This window comes from Ornithinicoccus hortensis (genome assembly GCF_006716185.1).
Lineage (GTDB): Bacteria > Actinomycetota > Actinomycetes > Actinomycetales > Dermatophilaceae > Ornithinicoccus > Ornithinicoccus hortensis.
The window spans coordinates 2,626,142-2,646,761 of the sequence record NZ_VFOP01000001.1; the positions used below are offsets into that span (position 1 = coordinate 2,626,142).

General features: G+C 72.0%; 19 protein-coding genes and 1 tRNA gene. 13 read left to right on the forward strand and 7 right to left on the reverse strand.

The genetic code is table 11. The annotated features are described in order from the left end of the window. Nucleotides 1-2,493 (forward strand): pyruvate, phosphate dikinase, encoded by a 2,493-nt coding sequence (locus tag FB467_RS12300; protein WP_211350600.1) that lies wholly within the window; start codon nucleotides 1-3, stop codon nucleotides 2,491-2,493. A 24-nt stretch (nucleotides 2,494-2,517) separates the two neighbouring features. Here FB467_RS12300 and FB467_RS12305 read toward each other — a convergent pair whose 3' ends face one another. Genes FB467_RS12305 through FB467_RS12315 form a run of 3 tightly spaced genes read right to left on the reverse strand, consistent with a single transcriptional unit; the run spans nucleotide 2,518 to nucleotide 5,246 of the window. Then, the gene (locus FB467_RS12305; protein ID WP_141785356.1) at nucleotides 2,518-3,231 is read right to left on the reverse strand and encodes a tyrosine-protein phosphatase; all 714 of its coding nucleotides are present in this window, start codon (nucleotides 3,229-3,231) and stop codon (nucleotides 2,518-2,520) included. Between the two features lie 12 nt (nucleotides 3,232-3,243). Further along, a complete protein-coding gene (locus FB467_RS12310; RefSeq protein ID WP_211350601.1) occupies nucleotides 3,244-4,254 on the reverse strand; it encodes an HAD family hydrolase in 1,011 nt (336 codons plus the stop codon). Beyond that, nucleotides 4,254-5,246: a DUF7064 domain-containing protein gene (locus tag FB467_RS12315; protein ID WP_141785357.1), complete on the reverse strand. Its 993-nt coding sequence runs from the start codon at nucleotides 5,244-5,246 to the stop codon at nucleotides 4,254-4,256. Before FB467_RS12315 ends, FB467_RS12310 begins: the two co-directional genes overlap by 1 nt. A 227-nt stretch (nucleotides 5,247-5,473) precedes the next feature. Between FB467_RS12315 and FB467_RS12320 the strand changes: the two genes are divergently transcribed. From FB467_RS12320 to FB467_RS12355, 8 genes are all read left to right on the forward strand, one after another. Continuing rightward, a complete protein-coding gene (locus FB467_RS12320; protein ID WP_141785358.1) occupies nucleotides 5,474-5,770 on the forward strand; it encodes a EutN/CcmL family microcompartment protein in 297 nt (98 codons plus the stop codon). A gap of 20 nt (nucleotides 5,771-5,790) precedes the next feature. Continuing rightward, nucleotides 5,791-6,105, forward strand: coding sequence for a BMC domain-containing protein (locus FB467_RS12325; RefSeq protein ID WP_141785359.1), 315 nt, complete (start codon nucleotides 5,791-5,793; stop codon nucleotides 6,103-6,105). A gap of 32 nt (nucleotides 6,106-6,137) precedes the next feature. Continuing rightward, complete coding sequence (locus FB467_RS12330; protein WP_141785360.1) at nucleotides 6,138-7,541, forward strand: aldehyde dehydrogenase family protein; 1,404 nt, start codon at nucleotides 6,138-6,140, stop codon at nucleotides 7,539-7,541. Then, nucleotides 7,534-8,346 (forward strand): ethanolamine utilization protein EutJ, encoded by an 813-nt coding sequence (eutJ, locus tag FB467_RS12335; protein ID WP_211350602.1) that lies wholly within the window; start codon nucleotides 7,534-7,536, stop codon nucleotides 8,344-8,346. The genes FB467_RS12330 and eutJ overlap by 8 nt, the downstream gene beginning before the upstream one ends. Then, entirely contained in the window at nucleotides 8,343-8,969 is a 627-nt protein-coding gene (locus tag FB467_RS12340) for a BMC domain-containing protein (RefSeq protein WP_141785362.1), read from the forward strand. Before eutJ ends, FB467_RS12340 begins: the two co-directional genes overlap by 4 nt. Next, nucleotides 8,969-10,210: a malate dehydrogenase gene (locus FB467_RS12345; protein ID WP_141785363.1), complete on the forward strand. Its 1,242-nt coding sequence runs from the start codon at nucleotides 8,969-8,971 to the stop codon at nucleotides 10,208-10,210. Before FB467_RS12340 ends, FB467_RS12345 begins: the two co-directional genes overlap by 1 nt. A 23-nt stretch (nucleotides 10,211-10,233) precedes the next feature. Continuing rightward, a complete protein-coding gene (locus tag FB467_RS12350) occupies nucleotides 10,234-11,268 on the forward strand; it encodes an alcohol dehydrogenase catalytic domain-containing protein (RefSeq protein ID WP_141785364.1) in 1,035 nt (344 codons plus the stop codon). A 61-nt stretch (nucleotides 11,269-11,329) separates the two neighbouring features. Further along, entirely contained in the window at nucleotides 11,330-13,540 is a 2,211-nt protein-coding gene (locus FB467_RS12355) for a helix-turn-helix domain-containing protein (protein ID WP_170230703.1), read from the forward strand. On the opposite strand, the gene FB467_RS12360 is transcribed toward FB467_RS12355, so the two are convergent. From FB467_RS12360 to FB467_RS12370, 3 genes are all read right to left on the reverse strand, one after another. After that, entirely contained in the window at nucleotides 13,464-13,793 is a 330-nt protein-coding gene (locus FB467_RS12360; RefSeq protein ID WP_141785366.1) for a BMC domain-containing protein, read from the reverse strand. The two genes, FB467_RS12355 and FB467_RS12360, sit on opposite strands and share 77 nt — an antisense overlap. Nucleotides 13,794-14,332: 539 nt before the next feature. After that, a tRNA-Val gene (locus FB467_RS12365) sits at nucleotides 14,333-14,406 on the reverse strand. A gap of 74 nt (nucleotides 14,407-14,480) precedes the next feature. Then, on the reverse strand, nucleotides 14,481-15,383 hold the full coding sequence (locus FB467_RS12370; RefSeq protein WP_141785367.1) for an aminotransferase class IV: 903 nt from the start codon (nucleotides 15,381-15,383) through the stop codon (nucleotides 14,481-14,483). A gap of 90 nt (nucleotides 15,384-15,473) precedes the next feature. On the opposite strand from FB467_RS12370, the gene pta reads away from it, so the two are divergent. Both pta and FB467_RS12380 read left to right on the forward strand, forming a co-directional pair. Beyond that, a complete protein-coding gene (gene pta / locus FB467_RS12375) occupies nucleotides 15,474-17,540 on the forward strand; it encodes a phosphate acetyltransferase (protein WP_211350603.1) in 2,067 nt (688 codons plus the stop codon). After that, the gene (locus tag FB467_RS12380; protein WP_141785369.1) at nucleotides 17,537-18,733 is read left to right on the forward strand and encodes an acetate/propionate family kinase; all 1,197 of its coding nucleotides are present in this window, start codon (nucleotides 17,537-17,539) and stop codon (nucleotides 18,731-18,733) included. The genes pta and FB467_RS12380 overlap by 4 nt, the downstream gene beginning before the upstream one ends. Here FB467_RS12380 and FB467_RS12385 read toward each other — a convergent pair. Continuing rightward, a complete protein-coding gene (locus tag FB467_RS12385) occupies nucleotides 18,730-18,933 on the reverse strand; it encodes a hypothetical protein (protein WP_141785370.1) in 204 nt (67 codons plus the stop codon). The genes FB467_RS12380 and FB467_RS12385 overlap by 4 nt on opposite strands. Nucleotides 18,934-18,965: 32 nt before the next feature. On the opposite strand from FB467_RS12385, the gene FB467_RS12390 reads away from it, so the two are divergent. Beyond that, complete coding sequence (locus tag FB467_RS12390) at nucleotides 18,966-19,460, forward strand: nucleoside deaminase (RefSeq protein WP_141785371.1); 495 nt, start codon at nucleotides 18,966-18,968, stop codon at nucleotides 19,458-19,460. Between the two features lie 143 nt (nucleotides 19,461-19,603). Then, nucleotides 19,604-20,551 (forward strand): RDD family protein, encoded by a 948-nt coding sequence (locus FB467_RS12395; RefSeq protein ID WP_170230705.1) that lies wholly within the window; start codon nucleotides 19,604-19,606, stop codon nucleotides 20,549-20,551. Nucleotides 20,552-20,620: the final 69 nt, after the last annotated feature.

The window sequence follows — 20,620 nt, forward strand, 5'->3', positions numbered from 1 at the left end:
GTGACCGCATACATCCGGACCTTCGCCGACGGTGACCCTGACGACGTCGCCCTGCTGGGAGGCAAGGGCGCGGGCCTGGTCTCGATGATCCAGAACGGTCTGCCGGTCCCGCCCGGTTTCGTCATCACCACCGAGGCCAGTCGGGAGTTCCTCCGGACCGGCACGGTCCCGCCCGAGTGCCTGGAGCAGGCCCGGACAGCCCTGGCCGAGCTCGAGGAGACCACCGGCAAGGTCTTCGGCGCCGGCCCCACGCCGTTGCTGCTCTCGGTGCGTTCGGGTGCGCCGATCTCGATGCCGGGGATGATGGACACCATCCTGAACCTGGGACTGACGCGGACCGCGGCGCAGGCACTGGGCGAGGTCACCGGGAGCACGCGCTTCGTCGCCGACGTCACTCGACGGTTCCACGAGATGTATGCCGACACAGTGCTGGGTGCGCTGGAACCCTCCGAGGAGGTCGCCGAGGCCCTGGACGCCCTCGACCCGTCGGTCGACCCGGGCGAGGCATACGACCGCATCTGGGGCCTGTGTGCCACCGCGCTGGAGGACGAGCTCGCCGAGGAGGTGCCCACCGACGCGGTCGCGCAACTCGAGGGGGCGATCGGCGCGGTGATCCGGTCCTGGAACACCCGGCGGGCACGCACCTATCGCGAGTTCCACCACATCAGCCACGACCTGGGGACCGCGGTCGTGGTCCAGGCGATGGTCTTCGGCAACCTCGGACAGGACTCCGGCTCGGGGGTCGCCTTCACCCGCAACCCCGTGTCCGGGGAGCCCGAGCTCTACGGGGAGTTCCTGACCGCCAGCCAGGGGGAGGACGTGGTCTCCGGGGCCTACACCCCCTCCCGGATCCAGGACATCGAGCACCAACTCCCGGCGCCGTTCGCGGACCTGCGCCGCTACTGTGCCGAGTTGGAGCGGCAGCGGACCGACGTCCTGGACATCGAGTTCACCATCGAGCGCAGCACCCTCTATTTCCTCCAGGTCCGATCCGCCAAGCGGACCCCGGAGGCCGCGGTGCGGATCGCCCTGGACTTCCTGGCCGAGGGACAGCCACCGACCCGTGCGCTGCAGGGACTCACCGCCGCCCAGGTCCGGCAGGTCGCGCGGCCACGCTTCGCCGAGGACGACGTCCGCGCCGCCCGCGACGAGGGACGGCTGGTGACCACGGGCGTGGGGGCGAGCCCCGGCCAGGTCTCCGGTTCGTTGGTGTTCGAGGCGGCCGACGCCCAGCGACTGGCCGAGGACGAGCAACCGGTGATCCTGGCGCGGCCGATCACCAGCCCGGCGGACCTGCACGGCATGATCGCCGCGCGCGGCATCGTCACGGGCAAGGGCGGCGCGACGAGCCACGCGGCCGTCGTGGCCCGGGCTCTGGGCACGGCCTGTGTGGTCGGGTGTGCCGATGCCCGGATCGACCCGGGGGCCGGCACGCTCACCGTGGGTGAGACGGTGCTGCGCTCCGGGGACGAGGTCTCGTTGGACGGCAGCAGCGGGGAACTGTTCGCGGGTCGGTTGGGTGCGGGGACGGAGGGTTCCCACCTCGAGCAGGTCGATGATCTCCTCGCGCGGTGCCGGGAGATGGCGGGCTGTGAGGTGTATGCCCGGGTGACCCTGCCCTCCCACGTCGAGCAGGCCCGGCGCACGGGAGCCACGGGTCTGGTGACCGCGATCGACGATGTGCTCGCGGCCACTGGTCACCTGGACGACCTGGTGAGCGCCCTGATGTCCCGGCGCACCATCGGCGCCGACACGGCCCGACAGTTGGAGGACGCGGTCGCCACGGCGTTGGCGCCGGTCCTGGCCGAGGCGGGCGAGCAGGACGTCAACGTGCGTGCCCTCGACTTCATCGCCGACGAGTCCCGGGAGTTCCTGCAGCAGACTCCCCTGTTGACGGTGCACCCGGCCCTGAGCCTGCCGCTCGGCGTCCCCGAACTGATCCGGGCCCAGCTCGCCGGGCTGGCCAGGGCGGCGGCCGAGGCCGGGCGCACCCTGCCTCCGGTCCTGGCGGTGCGGCACGTCAGCGACGAACGGGAGGCCCGTGCCCTGACCGAGCTGGCGGCCGGGATCAAGGACGGTCGCTCCGTCCGGGTCGGGTCGTATGCGACCAGCGGGCGGGGCCTCGCACACGTGGGCAAGCTCACCGCGAGCACCGACGTCTACTGGGTGGAGCTCAAGCTGCTGTTGGCTGCCTACGTCGGGCTGCCGGCCAGGCTCTTCAACGCGGCCAAGCCGTTGGACGAGTACGTCCAGGCCGGACACCTCGGGCTGGACCCGCGGGTGGAGATCGAGGGACCGATGCGTCAGGCCCTCGAGACCGTGGTGGGCGCCTGCGCTGCCGGCACCCGCCCCGGGGTCCGACTCAGCATGCCCGTCACCGACGACCTGGTGGACAGCCTCTATCGCCTGGGGTTCCGCAGGTTCGCCGTGGACATCGACGAACTGCGCCCCCTGACCTTCGCGCTGGGTAAGGCGGCGGCCCAGCCCGCCTGACCGACCCCGCCACCGGTGGGCGTCCTAGCCGCGCAGGGCGTTCCGGATCATGTCAAGCACCACGTCCGGCACGTTCCGGCTGGCGGCCCACCGGCGGACACCGCCGTACCGGCCGTCGAGGTGCTCGAGCAGTCCGGTGATCGTGGTCGCCCTGGCCTCGTAGAGCTCCGGGTACTGCTCCATGACGGTCCGGTAGCGCGGGAAGGCAGCCAGACGCGCCTTCACGAGGGGCATCGCCGAACCGGACCGCAGGTAGTCCGCGACGATGTCGTCAGCACGGACCTCCGCGCACGCGAGCAGCAGGGCGACCACCAGGCCGGTGCGGTCCTTGCCGGCCGTGCAGTGGACGACCAGGGGGCCCCGGGCCAGCAGGATGCCGGCGGTCTCCAGGGCGAGGGGCACCATCGGGTCCCGTTCAATCAGGTCCAGGTAGGCGTCCAGGAGGAGCCGGCCGGGACGACCGGTCGGGGCGAGTTCGAGCATGGGGATGTTCACGTAGGCCACCGGGTGCGCGGCCAACGGCCCCCGCCCGAACTCGACCGCCTCCGCCCCACCGCGGAGGTCGAGCACCGACCGCACTCCCCAGCCCAGCATCCGCTGGGCATCGTCGGCGCTCAGCTCGCTCAGGCTGTCCGACCGGGCCAACCGGCCCGGCGGGACGGCCCCTCCCCCGGCGCCGACGAGCCCGCCCACGTCGCGGGTGTTGAGGGTGCCCTCCAGCGCCTCCAGGTCGCTCATCGGCCCGGCCCGTCAGCCGAGGACGACGTGGAGGGCCGAGCGGATCTGTGCGGCCACCGCGCCGTGCCGCGGGTCGACGGGTTCCGGGGCCGGCACCGCGCGCTGCCGCGGGGTTTCCACCGCCTCGAGCCGGACCCGTCTGGCCCGGCGCACCGCGCTGGCCGCCTTCGCGGCGGCGACGGCGTCCACCGGCGACGTCGCGTCCGGTGTGGACGTCTTGCCCGAGCAGGCTCCACCACACCGGCAACCGGTGTGATCGCTGCCCGGTGCCGGCTGCTGGGGGCGGAATCCGCTGCAGGTCGCGGTCAGGGCGCAGGCACCCCTCGGGGCGGCCGACGTGTCGCACAGGTGGGCGGTGATCTCCTGCGGCCAGTAGGCCACGAACTCCGCACCGGCCTCCTGCAGTTCCTCGGCCCGGTGCATGCCCCAGGTCACCCCGACCGCCCGGATCCCCGCGGCGCGTGCCTCCCGGACGTCTCCGACGGTGTCCGTCACCAGGACCATCCCCTCCGGGGTGAGGTGCTCCTGGGGACCGCCCTCGTCGTAGGGCCCTTCACACCGCCGCCCGACCGTGACGTCCTCCGCCAACAGCTGCCGGATCGCCTCCTGCTTGCTCTCTACGACGTCCCCACCGAAGACGTGCGAGAAGCAGAAGTTCAGGCCGTGGTCCGCCAGGACCCGTCGGACGACGGCGGTGGCGTTGCTCGAGACCACGGCGAGCGTCGCCGAGGCCGCCAGCCGCCTGGCCACGGCCGCCATCCCCGGGACCACCCGCGGATAGTAGTGCTCCCTCATCCGCTCCAGGAGCAGCCGCTTGACCTCGGCCGCCTGGGCATCGTCCCGGCATACGGCACGGAGCGAGGAGTAGACATTGCCGTCGAACAGGGCGAAGTACTCCTCGGGTGCCGAGATGCCCAGGCCCAGGTCGTCGCTGATCGTCCGGAAGACCTCCCACGAGGCCACCCGGGTCTGCACCAGGGTGCCGTCCAGGTCGAACAGGACAGCCCGAGCAGGGGCGGCCATCAGGAACGTTCCCGCGCGTACAGCCCGGTCAGTTCCTCGAGACCGATGAAGTCCATCGATTCGCCCCACCCCGTCTGGCCCGGCAGCTGCGGGGAGCTCCAGCGGGCCAGCACGTTGTGGCCGACCGTCCCGGGCCATGCCTGCCAGGGGAAGGTGGTCTGCGCCTGCCCGACGAGGTCCAGGGTCCGGCCCGTCTCGTCGGTCACCTGGATCGTGATCTCCTCGGGATAGAACTTGGCCCGACGGGACGTCCCGGAGCCGGCGGTCAGGCCGAGCACCTTGCCGTGGTCCATGACGTACCCGTGGCTCAGCGACAGCGGGGTCTCGGCGTTGCTGCCCAGCTGCGGGTCGAACGAGAAGATGCCGTGCACCGCCAGGTCCTCGGAGAAGTGGGCGTGCATCCAGGACATGACCGAGGACTGTCGTTCCTGCCGGACGCCCCAGGAGTGGTCCATCGTGGACACGCAGTCGATCTGGTGCGTGGTCCCACGGAGCGTCAGCTCCCCGGTGAAGCGGGCCGTCATGTCGAAGTGGCCGGCGTAGGCGTGCCCCCAGGTGAAGCCCTCCCCCTGCTGCGCCGCCGCGGTTAACGGATCCTGCTCCGGGTCGTTGATGTCGAACGGCTCCATGAGGGCGGTGCACCGCACATCCAGCCGGGCCGGACCGGCCTCGTAGCGGATGTCCCACACGGCATTCGGCTCGTGGCACACGACGTGCAGACCGTTCGGCAGGGAGTAGTCCAGCAGGCTGCGCTCCTGCGGGATCGCCACCTGTGCCCAGGCGTCCCAGTAGTCCGCCTCCCAGGGAGCCTGTACCCGCTGGCTGTTAACGGACACGTTGGTGTTGATGACGCCCGTGTTCGTCCGCCACAGGGTGTAGACCCCGATGTTCATGGCTGGCTCCGGGAGGTAGAACCCGAAGTAGTTCGTCTCCCCCCAGAGCGGGTCGTCCGTGGTGGGCTCGTGCAGTTGCGCGTCTTCGGGACGGATCATGGTGGCGGCCTCCGCTCGGTCGCTGGACGTACCCCGGGCGGCCCGACCGATCAGCCCCACGGGTACCGCCTACTCTGCCCAACGCCGGGAAGGGCCCCTAGCCCACCACGGGACAACCGACCCGTCAGCTGTTGTCCGCGCCGGATAGAGCCTGCCGGACCGCAGCGTTTCTACGCTCGGTCGTGATCGGCGGTGGCGACGGGCCCTGCCGGACGGAAGGGGCAACGATGAAGCTGGCGCTGGTCATCGGTCAAGTCGTCTCCACCGTCAAGGAGAGCGGTCTTGCCACGCACCGACTGTTGCTCCTGAGCGACTGGCCCGAGATCCCCGACGGCACCTCACCGAGGCAGTCCTACGTGGCTGTCGACCACGTGGGAGCCGGCGACGGAGAGGTGGTCCTGGTGACCACCGGCAGCGCGGCCCGGATCGGGGGCGACGCCGAGCTCGTCCCCACTGATTGCGCGGTCGTCGGGATCGTCGACAGCGTCAGCCACAGCGGAACCGTCACGTACACCACGTCGTGACCCCACCACAGGAGGAATCAATGGCGACCACAACCCCCAGCTCCGGAGCACGCGGCGCCCTCGGGCTGATCGAGACCAAGGGCCTTGTCGGGGCCGTCGAGGCGGCCGATGCGATGGTGAAGGCCGCGAACGTACACCTGCTCGGGCACAAGGAGATCGGCGGCGGCCTGGTGACCGTCATGGTCCGCGGCGATGTCGGCGCGGTGAAGGCGGCGACCGACGCCGGTGCCGTGGCGGCGGAGAAGGCCGGTCAGGTGGTGTCCGTCCACGTGATCGCCCGTCCGCACGACGAGACCGAGGACATCCTGTCGGCCCTCGTCCGTCCCAAGTCCTGACCTACCTGCCGGCAGACACACCGGGGTGACCGATGACTGAACTGACCGCCGAACTGGACGCGGACCTTCGCGCCCTGGCCGACGTCCGGGCCAAGGCGAAGGCCGCGCGCCAGGCCTTCGCCGCGATCGACGGGGCCGACCAGGAGTTCCTCGACGCCCTCGTCCGCGAGATGGCCCGGGCGGGGACGGCTGCGGCGGAGTCCCTGGCGAGGACCGCGGTCGACGAGACCGGGTATGGCGTGTACGAGGACAAGGTCGTCAAGAACCGCTTCAACAGCGGCTTCGTCGCCGACTGGATGCTGGAGCGACGGGCCGTCGGCGTGCTCTGGTCGGACCCGGAACGCAAGGTCACCGCCATCGGCACCCCGATCGGGGTCCTCGCGGGGATCATCCCGGTCACCAACCCGACGTCCACGGTGCTGTTCAAGAGCCTGGCCGCCGTCAAGGCGGGCAATGCGATCGTGCATGCCCCGCACCCCCGGGCCGCCCGGTGCTCGGCGCAGGCGGCCGAGGTGATGGCGGAGGCGGCCGTGCGTGCCGGGGCCCCGGACGGCCTGATCAGTTGCCTCGAGGCGCCGACCCTGGCCGCGACCCGGGAGTTGATGCAACGCCCCGAGGTCAACCTCGTGCTGGCCACCGGCGGGCCGGGCATGGTCCGCGCCGCCTACTCCTCCGGCAAGCCGACGATCGCGGTGGGAGCGGGGAACGTGCCGGCATACGTCGGGGTGAGCTGTGAGGACCCGGCCGAGGCGGCCGAGATGATCCTCTCCTCCAAGTCCTTCGACAACGGGACGGCGTGCGTGGCCGAACAGTCCGTCGTCGTGGTCGCCAGCGTCGTCGACGCCTTCATCGCGGCCTTCGGGGACAAGGGCGGCTACTGGATGACGCAGGACGAGCAGGACGCCCTGGTGCGGACGCTGTTCGACGAGCGGGGTGCGTTGCGCCCCGAGTCCGTGGGGCAGAGCGCCGCGCGTCTGGCCGAGCTCTCCGGCTTTTCCGTGCCGCAAGGGACTCGGGTCCTGGCCGCCGAGCTGGACCGGGTGGGTGAGGACACCCCGTTGTCCCGGGAGATCCTGGGCCCCGTCCTGTCCATCTACCGCGCGGCCGACCCCGAGGCGGGCTGGCGCCGGTGCCGGGAGATCCTGGCCCTGGGAGGTGAAGGGCACACGGTCGCCGTGCACGCTGCCGAGGCGGCCGAGATCGCGCCCTTCGGCACCCTCCCCGCGGGGCGCATCGTGGTCAACTCACCGGCCCTGTTCGGTGGGATGGGCTACTCCTGCGAGATGGACCCCTCGTTCCAGCTGGGGACCGGCACCTGGAGCGGGTCCATCTGCTCCGACAACGTGACTCCCCTGCACCTGATCAACATCAAGCGGCTCGCGCACGAGGTGCGTCCGTGGCGCTCGGTCTATGACGGGGCACCCGGCCGTGGGTGACCGGTCGGAGGTCGGGCGACTCCTCGCGTCGGCCCGCGCGCACCTCGGGCGGGCGGCCGAGGAGGTGGTGGCTCCGCTGCGCGTCGGGGTGGACCTCGGCACCGCCACCTGCGTGATCGTGGTGCTGGACGCCTCGGGTGACCCCGTCTGGGTGCAGAGCACACCGTGTGCCGCCCTCCAGGACGGCGTGGTGGTCGACTTCGCCGGGGCCGTCGCCGCCGTCACCAGGCTGCGCGAGGAGGCGGAGCGGGCGCTCGGGGTGTCCTTCACCCGGGTCGCCACCGCCTATCCGCCGTGCGTGGGCATCGGGGAGAGCCGCGCCTGTCGCTACGTCTGCGAGCAGGCCGGGTTCACCGACGTCCTCCTGGTGGACGAGGTGACGGCGGCCGGCGACACCCTTGCCCTCCGTGACGCGGTGGTCGTCGATGTCGGCGGTGGGTCGACCGGGGTCGGTGTGTTCCGGGACGGCCGGCTCGTCTCGGTCGATGACCGTCCCGGCGGCGGGCACCACCTGGACCTGATCCTGGCCGGGGCCCTCGGTATGGGGGTCCACGAGGCGGAGAAGCACAAGGTCACCCACGCCCGCGAGTCTCTGCCGCTCCTCGTCCCGGGTATCGAGCGGATCGGGAACTCGATCCGGGCCCTGAGTGCGGACGCCACGGACCTGCCGGTCCACCTGTCGGGCGGCGCACTCATGCTGCCCGGCGCGGACCGCGTCCTGGCCGGCTACCTCGACCGATCCGTCATCAGCTATCCGCACGCACACCTGATCACACCCCTCGGAATCGCCAGGAGCGCCGCATGACCAGCACGGCCACACTGCGTACGTACGCCTACGTCGACCGCATGCAACCCCAGTGCGCCGCCCACATCGCGGCGACCAGCCCGGGAGATGTCCCCCTCGCGGGCATGGCGGAACTGTTCATCGAGATGGCCCCCGGCAACGAGGTCTTCCGCGCCGCGGACATCGCGCTCAAGGCCGCCGGGGTGCGGCCCGCCCTCCAAATCATCGAGCGGGAGTTCGGCCTGTTGGAGATCCACTCGGAGCAACAGGCCGAGGTGTTGGCATCGGGGCAGGCCGTGCTCGACGAGCTGGGGATGTCGGAGGCCGACCGGGTCCGCCCGGTCGTCGCGTCCAGCCAGTTCATCACCAACGTGCACCCCTACCAGGCACAACTCCTGAACAAGTGGCGCAAGGGCAGCCTGTTGATGCCCGGCAGCAGCCTCTTCGTCCTGGAGTGCGCCCCGGCCGCCTACATCGCGCTGGCGGCCAACGAGGCCGAGAAGGCCGCGGACATCACCGTGATCGAGCTCCGGGCGGTCGGACGATTCGGCCGGATGTTCCTGTCGGGCACCGAGAGCGACGTGCAGACGGCGCGGGACGCCGCCGTCGCGGCGCTGGAGGACCTGAGCGGAAGGGATCTGTGATGGCGCTCCGCAGCGTGCGCGACGTCGAGGCAGCCTCCGATGGTGTGCTGCACCTGGCTCCGGGTGACGTCGTCACGCCGTTGGCGCGAGAACGGGCGGCAGACCTCGGGGTGCGGCTGGTCCACGGTGGTGCTGTCTCCGCCCCACCGCCAGCTGCACCCCGGGCAGACCACCCCGGCGGCCCGGCGAAGGGCAGTGGCGGGCTGCAGACCCCGCCGGCACCGGTGGGCACGCCGTCCAACGCGCTCCTCCGCCGCGGCGCGCCCGTGCCCGTCGGTCTCCGCGGATCCGGCTCCCTGCGCGGCGGGCGGGCCCTGGTCGTGGGAGCCGGGCACGTCGGCCAGATCACAGCCCTCCGGCTCGCCGAGGCCGATTCGTTCGACGAGATCGTCCTCGCGGACGTGGCCCCCGGCCTGGCCGCCGGGATCGCGCTGGACCTGACGCATACCTCCGCGCTCGGACACTTCGCCACCACCGTGCGCGGCGTCGAGGCCGTGGCCGACGCCGGCACCTGCGACTACGTCGTCATCACGGCCGGTAAGCCACGCCAGCCGGGGATGAGCCGGAGTGACCTGATCAGCACGAACGCGGAGATCGTCGGAGCAGTTGCCCGCGACGTGGCGCGCACCAGCCCACAGGCGGTCATCGTCGTGGTCACCAACCCCCTGGACGAGATGACGCACCACGCCTGGGTCACCTCCGGGTTCCCGGCCGAGCGGGTGATGGGTATGGCCGGGGTGCTGGACACCGCCCGGTTCCAGGCCCTCGCGGCGCTGGAGGGCGCGGGCCGAGCGGACCGGATCAAGGGCTTTGCCCTCGGCAGCCACGGAGACGAGATGTCGATCCCGCTCTCCCAGTCCACGGTCGGCAACCAGGCGCTGTCCGACCTGGTCCCGGCGGAGCGGGTAGCGGCCGTGGTCGACCGCACCAGGAGTTCCGGCGCGGAGGTCGTGGGCTTGCTCAAGAGCGGCAGCGCCTTCCTGGCGCCCGGGACCAGCGCGGCCCACATGGTGCTGGCGATGAAGCACGAGACCGGGCAGGTGTTGTCGGCCTCGGTCCGGCCCAACGGTGAGTACGGGCTGGAGGGCGTCCACGTCGGTCTGCCCGTGCGTCTCGGACCCGGCGGGGTGGACCAGATCATCGAGCTCCCGCTCAGCACGACGGAAGTCACCGAGCTCCAGGCGGCGGCCGCCCGCATCCGAGATCGACTCGGCGACCTGGAGTCGTCGTCGGCCCGGTAACCAGAGGACGGGAGGGAGTCCCAGTGCAGGCGGTGACCTACGACGGCGCCGGTGGTGTCGTGGTGCGAGACGTGCCGGAGCCCACCATCGATGAACCCACGGACGCGATCGTCGCGGTGCGGTGGGCCTCGGTGTGCGGCACCGACCTGCACCTCCTGGACGACCCGGCCGGGCTGCCCGAGGGTTTTGTCATGGGGCACGAGTTCGTCGGTGAGGTCGTGGAGGTGGGGCGGGGGGTGCACTCCGTCGGCGTCGGTGACCTGGTGGTCGCCGGGGACTACACCGCCTGTGGCTCCTGCTGGTTCTGCCGGCGCGGCGAGCACTGGCACTGCGCGAGCCGGGCGTTCTTCGGCACCGGCACGACCTTCGGGCCGGCGTTGCCCGGCGGGCAGGCCGAGCTGGTGCGCGTCCCCATGGCGGATACCACCCTGCGCCGCATCCCCGCCGGTCTCGATCCCTCACATGCCGTGCTCGTGGGAGATGCGTTGGCCACGGGGTATGCCGCCGCGCGGGTCTGTGCCCCCCTCCCCGGCGACTGCGTGGCCGTGGTCGGTGGGGGCCCCGTGGGGCAACTCACGGCCCTGGTCGCGCAGGCGCTGGGTGCGGGCACCGTGGTGCTGACCGACATGGATGCCACGCGCCGGGGCGTGGCAAGCTCCCTGGGGTCGGTCTCCTGCAGCCCTGCCGAGGCACCGGACGTCATCATCGAACTCACGGATGGGCGTGGGGCGGACTCCGTGGTGGACGCCGTGGGCGGAGCCGCGATCCTCGACGCGGCACTCCCCCTGCTCAGGAAGGGCGGACGCCTGGTGTCCGTGGGAGTCCCCCGCGAGGCCGCGTGGGACCTCCCACTCACGGCCGCGTTCACGGCCGGCATCTCGATCGACTTCGTCGTCGGCAACATGCTGCGGGACGCCGATCCGCTCCTGGCGATGCTCGGCACCGGGCTGCTCGACCCCTCACCCCTGGTGACCACCCGTCTGCCCCTCACCCGTGCCGCCGAGGCCTACTCGGCGGTGCGGAACCGAACTACCCTGAAGCCACTCATCTACCCATGAGTCGTCAGTCCTAGCCCAGGAGCGAGCAACGATGCCGCAGCCCACACCCTCAGTGCACCGCTTGGCCACCGCGAGGTTGTCCGTCCAGGGAGCCGATCCGTACCTGTCCCGGCTGCTGGCGACCATCACGACGGACGGAAGGGCCGCGGCCGGGGCCGTCGCCGAGCATCTGGAGTTCGTCCTCGGCACCGACGTTGCGGTGGTGGAGAAGGACGACGGCGCGTGGCGCCACCTCGGCGGGTCCCTGCCGCTGCCCGAGACTTCAGCCTCGCCCCTGCTTGACGATTCCGTCGTCACCCAGGTGGGAGGCGGCCCCGTGGCGGTGCTGGGTGCCGAGGCCTTTGACCAACCGATGGTGGACACCATCCGACAGGCCTGCGCCTGGGTGGCGCTCCACCTGGCCGCGGATGTTGCGGGGAGCGCGGCGGATGATGCAGCACGGGAAGCGCGGGTGGTGCGGGCGGTCTCCGAGCAGATGCGCTCCGTGGACGACCTGGACCAGGTGCTGCACTCCATCGCGACCCGGACGCTGGACCTGCTCGGCGCTGACATCTGCGGGGTCCTGCTCCGCCACGAGGAGGAGTTGGTGATGACCGCCTGCGTCGGCCACACGATGGCCGACACGGCCTGCCTGCGGATGGCCCGTGGGCAGGGAGTGGCGGGCAAGGTGTTCGAGACGGGGCGTCCGAGCAAGATCGACGACTACCTGGCCGACCACACGATCAGCTCGGACTTCATGTCGTTGGCGGCGCAGGAGGCCACCCGGTCGGCGTTGGCCGTTCCGTTGACCTTGCGGGGTGACCTGATCGGTGTGTTGGAGGTATGGCGACGGCGGGCCTCGGTGTTCACGAGCCAGGAGGTCCAGCGGCTCGTCACCCTGGCCGACTTCGCGTCCATCGCGATCGACAAGGCCCGTCTCTACGACCAGCAGCAGGTGATGCTGCGGGACCTGGCCGAGGCCCGGGTCGAGCTCGAGCACAAGGTCGAGGTCTTCAGCAGGACCGCCAGCGTCCAGGAGGCCGTGGATCGCCTCGTCCTTGGCGGGGCCACCTACGCGGCCATCGCCGCGGCCGTGCACGATGAACTCGGTGGCGTGGTCGCCGTCTACGGTCCGGAGGGTGCCAACGTCGCCCTGCGGCCCCACGGCGCACGGGTGCCGGCCACCTACTCCTGCCGGTCGGGAGCCGGTGCCCACCGGCCCGAGGGCAACGGCTGGGCACACCCGATCGTGGCGGACCAGGAGTATGTCGGCTCGGTCCTGCTCCTGGACAGCCAGGTGCACGACGACGTCGTGGCAGTGGCCGTGAGCCAGGTGGCGATGGCCTGCGCCCTGACCCACCTCCAGCAGCAGGCATCGAGCAGGGCCCGCGACGAGGCCCTGGAGCAGTCCCTCTGGGACCTGCTGCAGGGGCCGATCGAGCACCGGATGGCGGCGCGGAGCCGGGTTCGGCGGCTCGGCATCGACCTCGAGGGTCCGCTCCAGGTGGTGCGGGCACAGATCATCGGGCTTGCCTCCCACGCCTCGAACACCGCGGCCGTGGATCGGATGACCCACGAGATCGTCCGCGCGATCCGTACCTCTCCGGCGACCCCACGGCATACCCTCGTCGGGTTGCGCGGCGACCAGTTGGTAGCGGTAGTCCCCGCTCATGACGCCGCCGGCATCCGGGATCTCATCGGACAGTGGGGTCGCGCGGCGCTCGCCGTGGGTGAGGGCGTCGGTCTCTCCTGGGGCGTGAGCCGGGCCAAGACGGATCCGTTCGCCCTTGCGGCGGCGTCCGACGAGGCGGTGACGGCGCTCACGGCGGCGCTACGTCTGGAGTCGGAGACGGTCGCCCTCTTCGACGAACTCGGGATCGTCCGCCTGCTGCTCGGACGCGACTCCGACCCGGACATGCGTCGCTTCCTCGATGAGGTGACGGGTCCGCTGCTGAGCTACGACCGGGAGCAGGGAGGGGCGCTCGTGGCGACCTTGCGCGCCTACTTCGATGCCAACTGTTCCCCAGAAGGTCGCGGCGGAGCGGCTGTTCATCCACCACAAGACGATGCGCTACCGACTGGAGCGCGTGCGACAACTGACCGGCCTCGACCTGAGCCGCCACGACGACCGGCTCCGGGCGGACATCGCGCTGCGGATTCTGCAGACCAACGAGGTTCCCCCCACGCAGGGATAGGGGCGTCTCCCTGGGGGTTCGTCAGGAGGCTGGGGCGGGACGGGTCGCGAACATGGTCGCGAGCTCGGCTTCGACCGTGGCGTCGGGGCGGGCGATGACCTCGGTCCACACGAGGTCGCCGATAGCCCTCGCCACGGCACCACCGGCGTCGACGGCCGCCTGGACCGCCCCCACATCACCGCGGACCGCCACGGTCACCTGCCCGCTGCGCAGCACCCGGTGCCCCATCAGGACGACGTTGGCCGCCTTGACCATCGCGTCCGCCGCCTCGACAGCGCCCACCAGTCCCCTGGTCTCGACCAGGCCCAGCGCCGCACCCGACCACACCGATCCGTCTGCACCTTCGCCCATGGCTGCACCTTCCTCGTGGTTCGACGTCCACGGTAGGACCGTGCGGGCGTTCAGGCCTCGTCCCTCCGGGAGCATGCCGAGGGTGCAGGTTGTCCCCCGGGATCCGAGTGCCCCTCGACGGCGGTCGTACCCCGGACGGTGCCGGCCCTGCCTCCTGCTTGGAGCTCTACGATCCACTCCTCCAGTGCGAGCCCGGCTTCGGGGTTCACCAGCGCGACGGACTGGATCTGAACGGGACGGTCGGAAGTGTTCTGAAACTCATCGACGCTCACCATCGGATGCTGATCGGCAGCCACGTCAAGACATACGGCCACATTCACGTTCAGGCCCTCGAGCGCTTCCGACTGACCAAACGGGGTGCCCCGGCGCATCCGGCACCGAGTAACGCCACGGCCCCGAGGGATGATCCTCCTGACGCTGGTGCGGTTGCGCCGGGGGCGAGCCGCCGCGCGGGCCTCCGAAGTATGAACTCCTTGCGGCCGGACAGAGCCGCGCGGAAGTGGAGTCGTGTTCCCCTAGGTCAGATGCTTGAGAGTGGGTGGACGTGAAGGGACTCGAACCCCTGACCTCTCGCGTGTGAAGCGAACGCTCTAACCAACTGAGCTACACGTCCATGTTGCGGCAGGTAATGTAACCCGCCGCGGCGCGCCCATCCTAATCGACGGGCTCAGCCGTCGAGCAGCCCGTTCACGGGTCGAGCCGCTCCGCACCCAACCGGGCGAAGATCTCCGCCGCCCGGGCGGTCACCGGGCCGGGCGCCGGGTCGAAGTCCCGGTCGGCCAGGCCCGGTGCCGGCAGGCGCCCGGCCAGGGTCTCGACGTCGGCGGCCACCCGGACGGCGGCGACCGCCTGGACGTCCCGCGTGCTGGAGGTGAGGAACGCCTCGTCGCAGTCGGCCAGGACCGACAGCGGCAGCCGCTCCTCGCGGACCTCGACGCCCTCCTCGCGCAGCCACTCGATGGTCAGCGCCCGGGTGATCCCGGCCAGCGGCCCGGCCTCGAGCGGCGGGGTCGAGACGACGTCGCCGCGGACCACGAAGATGTTGGAGCCGGTCCCCTCGCAGAGTTCACCGGCGGTGTTGGCGAAGATCGCCTCGGTGCCACCCAGCGCCTTGGCCGTCGCGAGGGCGACGACGTTCTCGGCATACGAGGTCGTCTTCAGCCCGACCGTGGCGGCACGTTCGTTGCGCACCCACGGGACCACCGCGATCGTGGTGCTGGCGGCGGCCCGGGGCTGCTCCCCGGCGGTCACGATGTAGGTCATCGGCCCCCCGAGGCGGTCCGATCCGAGCGGCCCCGCTCCCCCGGTGATCGTGTAGCGCAGCCGACCGAAGGCGATCGGGCCGTCGGCCAGCACGGCCTCGATCCCCTCCGCCACTCGGGCGCGGTCCAGCGCTGGCAGGCCCAGGCCCGCCAGGGAGCGGTCCATCCGGTCGTGGTGCCGGGTCAGCGCGAAGACCTCCCCGTCCACGATCTTGGCGGTCTCGAAGACGCCGTCACCTACGGTGACGCCATGGTCGAGGGCGGCGATCGCCGGCCCCTCGTCCACGCGCCGGCCGTCCACCCACACCCTGATCTGGTCTGTGCTCATGGGGCCAGCCTGTCACGACCCGCTGAGCGGCCGGGTGGGCGTCCGTCGCTCGGGTGTCGGCAGGGTGGGCTTGCCGCTAGATTCGGACCCGTGACCACGAGCCTCTACCTGGCCTCCGCGGAGTCCCGCTCCGGCAAATCCGCCGTTGCCCTGGGGATCCTGGCGCAGCTGACCCGCCTCGGTGGCCGGGTCGGGGTGTTCCGGCCGATCGTCCGCGCCGATGTCACCGACCCCCTGCTGGACCTGCTGCTGCCCCACGCCAGCTCCCCGTTGGGTGTCTCCGAGGCGGTGGGCACCACCTATGAGCGGGTGCACGCGGGTGCGGACGCCGCGGTGGGGCTGGTGGTCGACCGGTTCCACGCGTATGCCGAGGCGCACGACACCGTGCTCGTCGTCGGCTCGGACTTCACCGACATCCCGGGGCCGACCGAGTTCTCCGTGAACGCGAGCATCGCGGCCAACATCGGTGCCCCGATGCTGCTGGTCATCCCCGGCATCGAGCGGTCGCCGTCCGAGGTCGTGACGGCCGCGGGCCTGACCGCGCACGAGGCGCGGCTCCGGCACGCCCGGGTGCTGGCGGTCATCGCCAACCGGGTCGCCGCGGAGGACGTGGACGAGGTGCGGGCGGGACTGGCCGAGCAGTTCGGCGACGAGGAGACCTTCGTCCTGCCGACTGACCCGGTCCTGGCCGCGCCGACCGTGCGGGACCTGATGGGCGCCACCGACGGCACCCTGTTGCTGGGCGAGGACCACCTGCTGGACCGGGAGGCGAGGAGCCTGATCGTGGCCGGCATGACGATGCCCAACGTGCTGGAGCGCCTGACCGAGGGCGCCGTCGTGATCTGCCCCAGCGACCGCGAGGAGGTCCTGATCGCCGCGCTCCAGGCGCACGCGGCCAGCACCTTCCCCACCCTCGCGGGTGTCATCCTGAACGGCGGGTTCGAGCTGAGCCCGCAGGTGAAGCGGCTGGTCGACGGTCTCGGGGTGCACCTGCCGGTGGTGACCACCGCCGGGGGCACCTTCGTCACCGCTGCCGCCTGCCACAACGCCCGGCCCCGGATCGGGTCCGGCTCGCTGCGCAAGAAGGAGGCGGCCGTCGGCGCCGTCGAGGCGCACCTCGACGTCGCCTCGCTGCTCCCCCAGGCGGCCGAGCACGCCTCGGGCGTGGTCACGCCGCTGATGTTCGAGCACCAGCTCACCGAGTGGGCCCGGGATGCCGACGCCCACATCGTGCTCCCCGAGGGCGGCGAGGAACGCATCATGCGCGCCGCGGAGATCCTGCTCGGCCGGGGCGTGGCCCGTCTGACGCTGCTGGGCAAGGAGGAGGAGATCCGGTCCCGCGCGGCGAGCCTCGGCATCCGGATCGAGGACGTGCAGGTGCTCGACCCGACGACCGACGAGCGGCGGGAGCGCTTCGCCCGGCGGTATGCCGAGCTGCGGGCCCACAAGGGGATGACCGTCGAGCTCGCCCGGGACACGATGACGGACCCGGCATACTTCGGCACGCTCATGGTGCTGGACGACGAGGCCGACGGCATGGTGTCCGGCTCCATCACCACCACCGCCCACACGATCCGGCCGGCGCTGGAGGTGATCCGCACGGTGGAGGGGGTCTCCGTGGTCTCCTCGGTCTTCTTCATGTGCCTGGCCGACCAGGTCCTGGTCTACGGCGACTGTGCGGTCAACCCCGACCCCACGGCCGAGCAACTGGCCGACATCGCGGTCTCCTCGGCGGCGACCGCCGCGCAGTTCGGGGTGGAGCCGCGCGTGGCGATGCTCTCCTATTCCACCGGAGGCTCCGGCAGCGGGGCCGACGTGGAGAAGGTGCGGGCGGCCACCGATCTGGTCCGGCAGCGGGCGCCCGAGCTGTCGGTCGAGGGTCCGATCCAGTACGACGCGGCCGTCGACGCGGCCGTGGCCGCCACCAAGCTCAAGGGCTCCCTGGTGGCCGGGCGGGCGACCGTCCTGGTCTTCCCGGACCTGAACACCGGCAACAACACCTACAAGGCGGTGCAGCGCAGCGCCCAGGCGGTCGCCGTCGGGCCGGTGCTGCAGGGCCTGAACAAGCCGGTCAACGACCTCTCCCGCGGCGCCACCGTCCGCGACATCGTCAACACCGTGGCCATCACCGCCATCCAGGCCAAGGGGGCCCGATGAGCACCGACCGTCCCGTCCTCGTCATCAACGCCGGCTCCTCCTCGCTGAAGTACCAACTCGTCCGCCCCGGGTCCGGCGCCTCCCTTGCGACCGGGCTGGTCGAGCGGATCGGCCTGGACGGCGGCCGGGTCACGCATGCCGCCCACGGGCAGGAGCATGCGACGCCGGTCGACGTGCCGGACCACCACCGTGCCTTCGAGGTGCTGCGGGCCCAGTTCGCCGAGTACGGCCCGGACCTGGCGCAGGAGCCCCCGGTCGCGGTCGGGCACCGGGTGGTGCACGGCGGATCCCGGTTCGCCTCGACCGTGCTCATCGACGACGAGGTCCTCGAGGCGCTGCGCCGCCTGGTGCCGCTCGCGCCGCTGCACAACCCGGGCAACATCGCCGGGATCGAGGTCGCGCGGGAGGCCTTCCCGGACCTGCCGCAGGTGGCGATCTTCGACACCGCCTTCCACCAGACGATGCCCCCGGCCGCCTACACGTATGCCGTGCCGCGCGCCTGGCGGGAGGAGCACGGGGTCCGGCGGTACGGCTTCCACGGGACCTCCCACGACTACGTGGCCCGGCGCACCGCCGCCCTGCTGGGTCGCCCCGCGGAGGAGGTCGCGGTCGTCGTGCTGCACCTGGGCAACGGGGCCAGCGCCACGGCGGTCCTGGACGGCCGCAGCGTCGACACCACCATGGGGCTCACCCCCCTGGAAGGTCTGGTCATGGGCACCCGGGGCGGTGACCTGGACCCTGGCGTTGGCGGACACCTGGCCCGGGTGGCCGGCGTCGGCATCGAGGACTTCGATCGGGCCCTCAGCAAGGAGTCCGGGCTGCTCGGGCTCACGGGCAGCAGCGACTTCCGGGAGGTCATGGCGAGGCGTGCCGCCGGCGACCCGGACGCCACCCTGGCCTTCGACGTCGTGGTGCACCGGCTGGTGCGCTACCTCGGGGCCCTCGCGCTCGTCATGGGGCGCTTGGACGCCGTGACCTTCACGGCCGGCATCGGGGAGAACAACGCCGAACTGCGGTCGGCCGTGCTGTCCCGGGCGGGCCTGCTCGGCATACGGCTCGACGAGTCCGCCAACGGCGCCGCAGACGGCGAGGCGAGGATCAGCACCGTGGACAGCCCGGTCGCGGCCTTCGTGGTGCCCACCAACGAGGAGTGGGAGATCGCCCGTCAGGCGGCGGCGCTGCTGGAGGGCTAGCGGGTCCCCCGGCGGCGGAAGCCGCCGACCCACAGGGTCAGGGCGATCCCGCAGATCAGCCCGAGGCCGAAGGCGGGCACCAGGTAGTTCATCCGCCACCACAGCATCCGCAGCCCCCACCAGGCGAAGAACAGCACCACCGCCGTGATCAGCACCGTCCACCCCGCGCGACTCACCAGCACCGCTCCGTCCCCGTCCACATGCCGCCAGCCTACGGTGCGATGATGCGGCAATGCCGCACCGTCCGCCCGAGCCCACCGACCTGACCCACCTGCGCCGCTGCGTCGAGCTGGCGCGCGAGGCGCTCGCCGCCGGTGACGAGCCGTTCGGCTCGGTCCTAGTCACCGGGGACGGCGAGGTGGTCTTCGAGGACCACAACCGGGTCGCCGACGGCAACCACACCCGCCACCCGGAGCTGGCCGCCGCACTCTGGGCGGTCGAGCACCTCACCGAGGCGGAACGCTCGGCCGCGACGGTGTACACCTCCGGGGAGCACTGCCCCATGTGTGCCGCCGCGCACGCCTGGGTCGGCCTCGGCACGATCGTGTATGCCGTGTCCTCGGCCCAGCTGACCGCGTGGCAGGAGTCGTGGGGGGCCGCTCCGGGGCCGGTCGCCCCGCTGCCGGTCGAGCAGGTGGCGCCGGGCGTCGAGGTCGTGGGCCCCGCGCCCGAGCTGGAGGAGCAGATGCGCGAGCTGCACCGGTCCCGGTTCGACCGGGACCGGTGAGGCCCGCCGCCCGTCGTCACCTGTCGGGGACGCGGGCCGTCGGCTGAGCGCGATCCCGCGGTCCAGGGCGTTCCGGGTCCTCGCCGCGGCGGGGCCGCCCGCCTATGCTGAGGGACACGCCACGACCCCACAGGCAGGCAGCGATGATCCAGCCGATCGACCGCACCACGGCGCCGGAGCAGCCGCCGCCGATGCTCCTGCCCCGGCTCCTGGCGCGCTTGCTGGACCTGGCCCTGGGCGGCATCCTGTCCACGCTCATCGTCTGGCCGCTGACCTGGGGTGCGGTGACCGACGCCCTCTCCGCGGGGGGCTTCACCTCGCTGCTGGACTTCCTGCGGGCCGGCCCGGGCGACGCGCCGGCGGGTTCGGCGCTGGCCACCGCGCTCGGTGAGCTGCAGCCCGTCGTGCTGGGGGCGCTGCTCCTGCAACTCCTGGTGCTCTGGTGCTACGAGGTCCTCTTCCTCTCGACGACCGGCAGCACCCCCGGCAAGGGGCTGCTCAGGCTGCGGGTCGTCCCGCAGCACCCGATGGACCCAATCCGGGCCTCCGCCAGCGCCGAGCACAGGTCGGCCCACCCCTGGTCCACCCGGGTGCTCCGGACCGGGCTGCGCACCGCCGTCCTGATCGGCCCGCCAGTCCTGGCCGGGATCATGACGGGCGCGGGCTTGCTCGGCGTCCCCGGCGCGACCGAGCTCGCGGAGGTCACGATCGCGCTCACCCTCGTCCTCGGTGTCCTCTGGTTGGCGGGTGGCCGCGGCGCGCACGGGGTGCTCAGCGGGACCGACGTGGTGCCGTTCAGGTGGCAACAGGTCCGGTCGGCGGCCGAGCGGTACGTCCGCTCCGAGGCGGCCGATCCCCGCAACCGTGCGCGGGCGGCCCAGGTCGCGGCCAGGGCGGAGTCGGCCAGCGGCGCGTATGCCGACCGCGCCCGGTCGACGATCGGTCAGTTCCTGGAGCGACACGGCGGGACCGAGGGCCTGCGCGACACCCTCGCCCGACAGCTCGGATCCGGCGAAGCCCGCTCCTGGCTCTCCCGGATCGGTGGGACGGCATCGGAGGACCGCGAGGGACGCCACGACCGCTCCGCCTGAGCGCCGGCGGCGAGCGGTGCCCCATCGCCGCGCGGACTCGATTGGGCCGCAAGCGGAAATCATGGACCG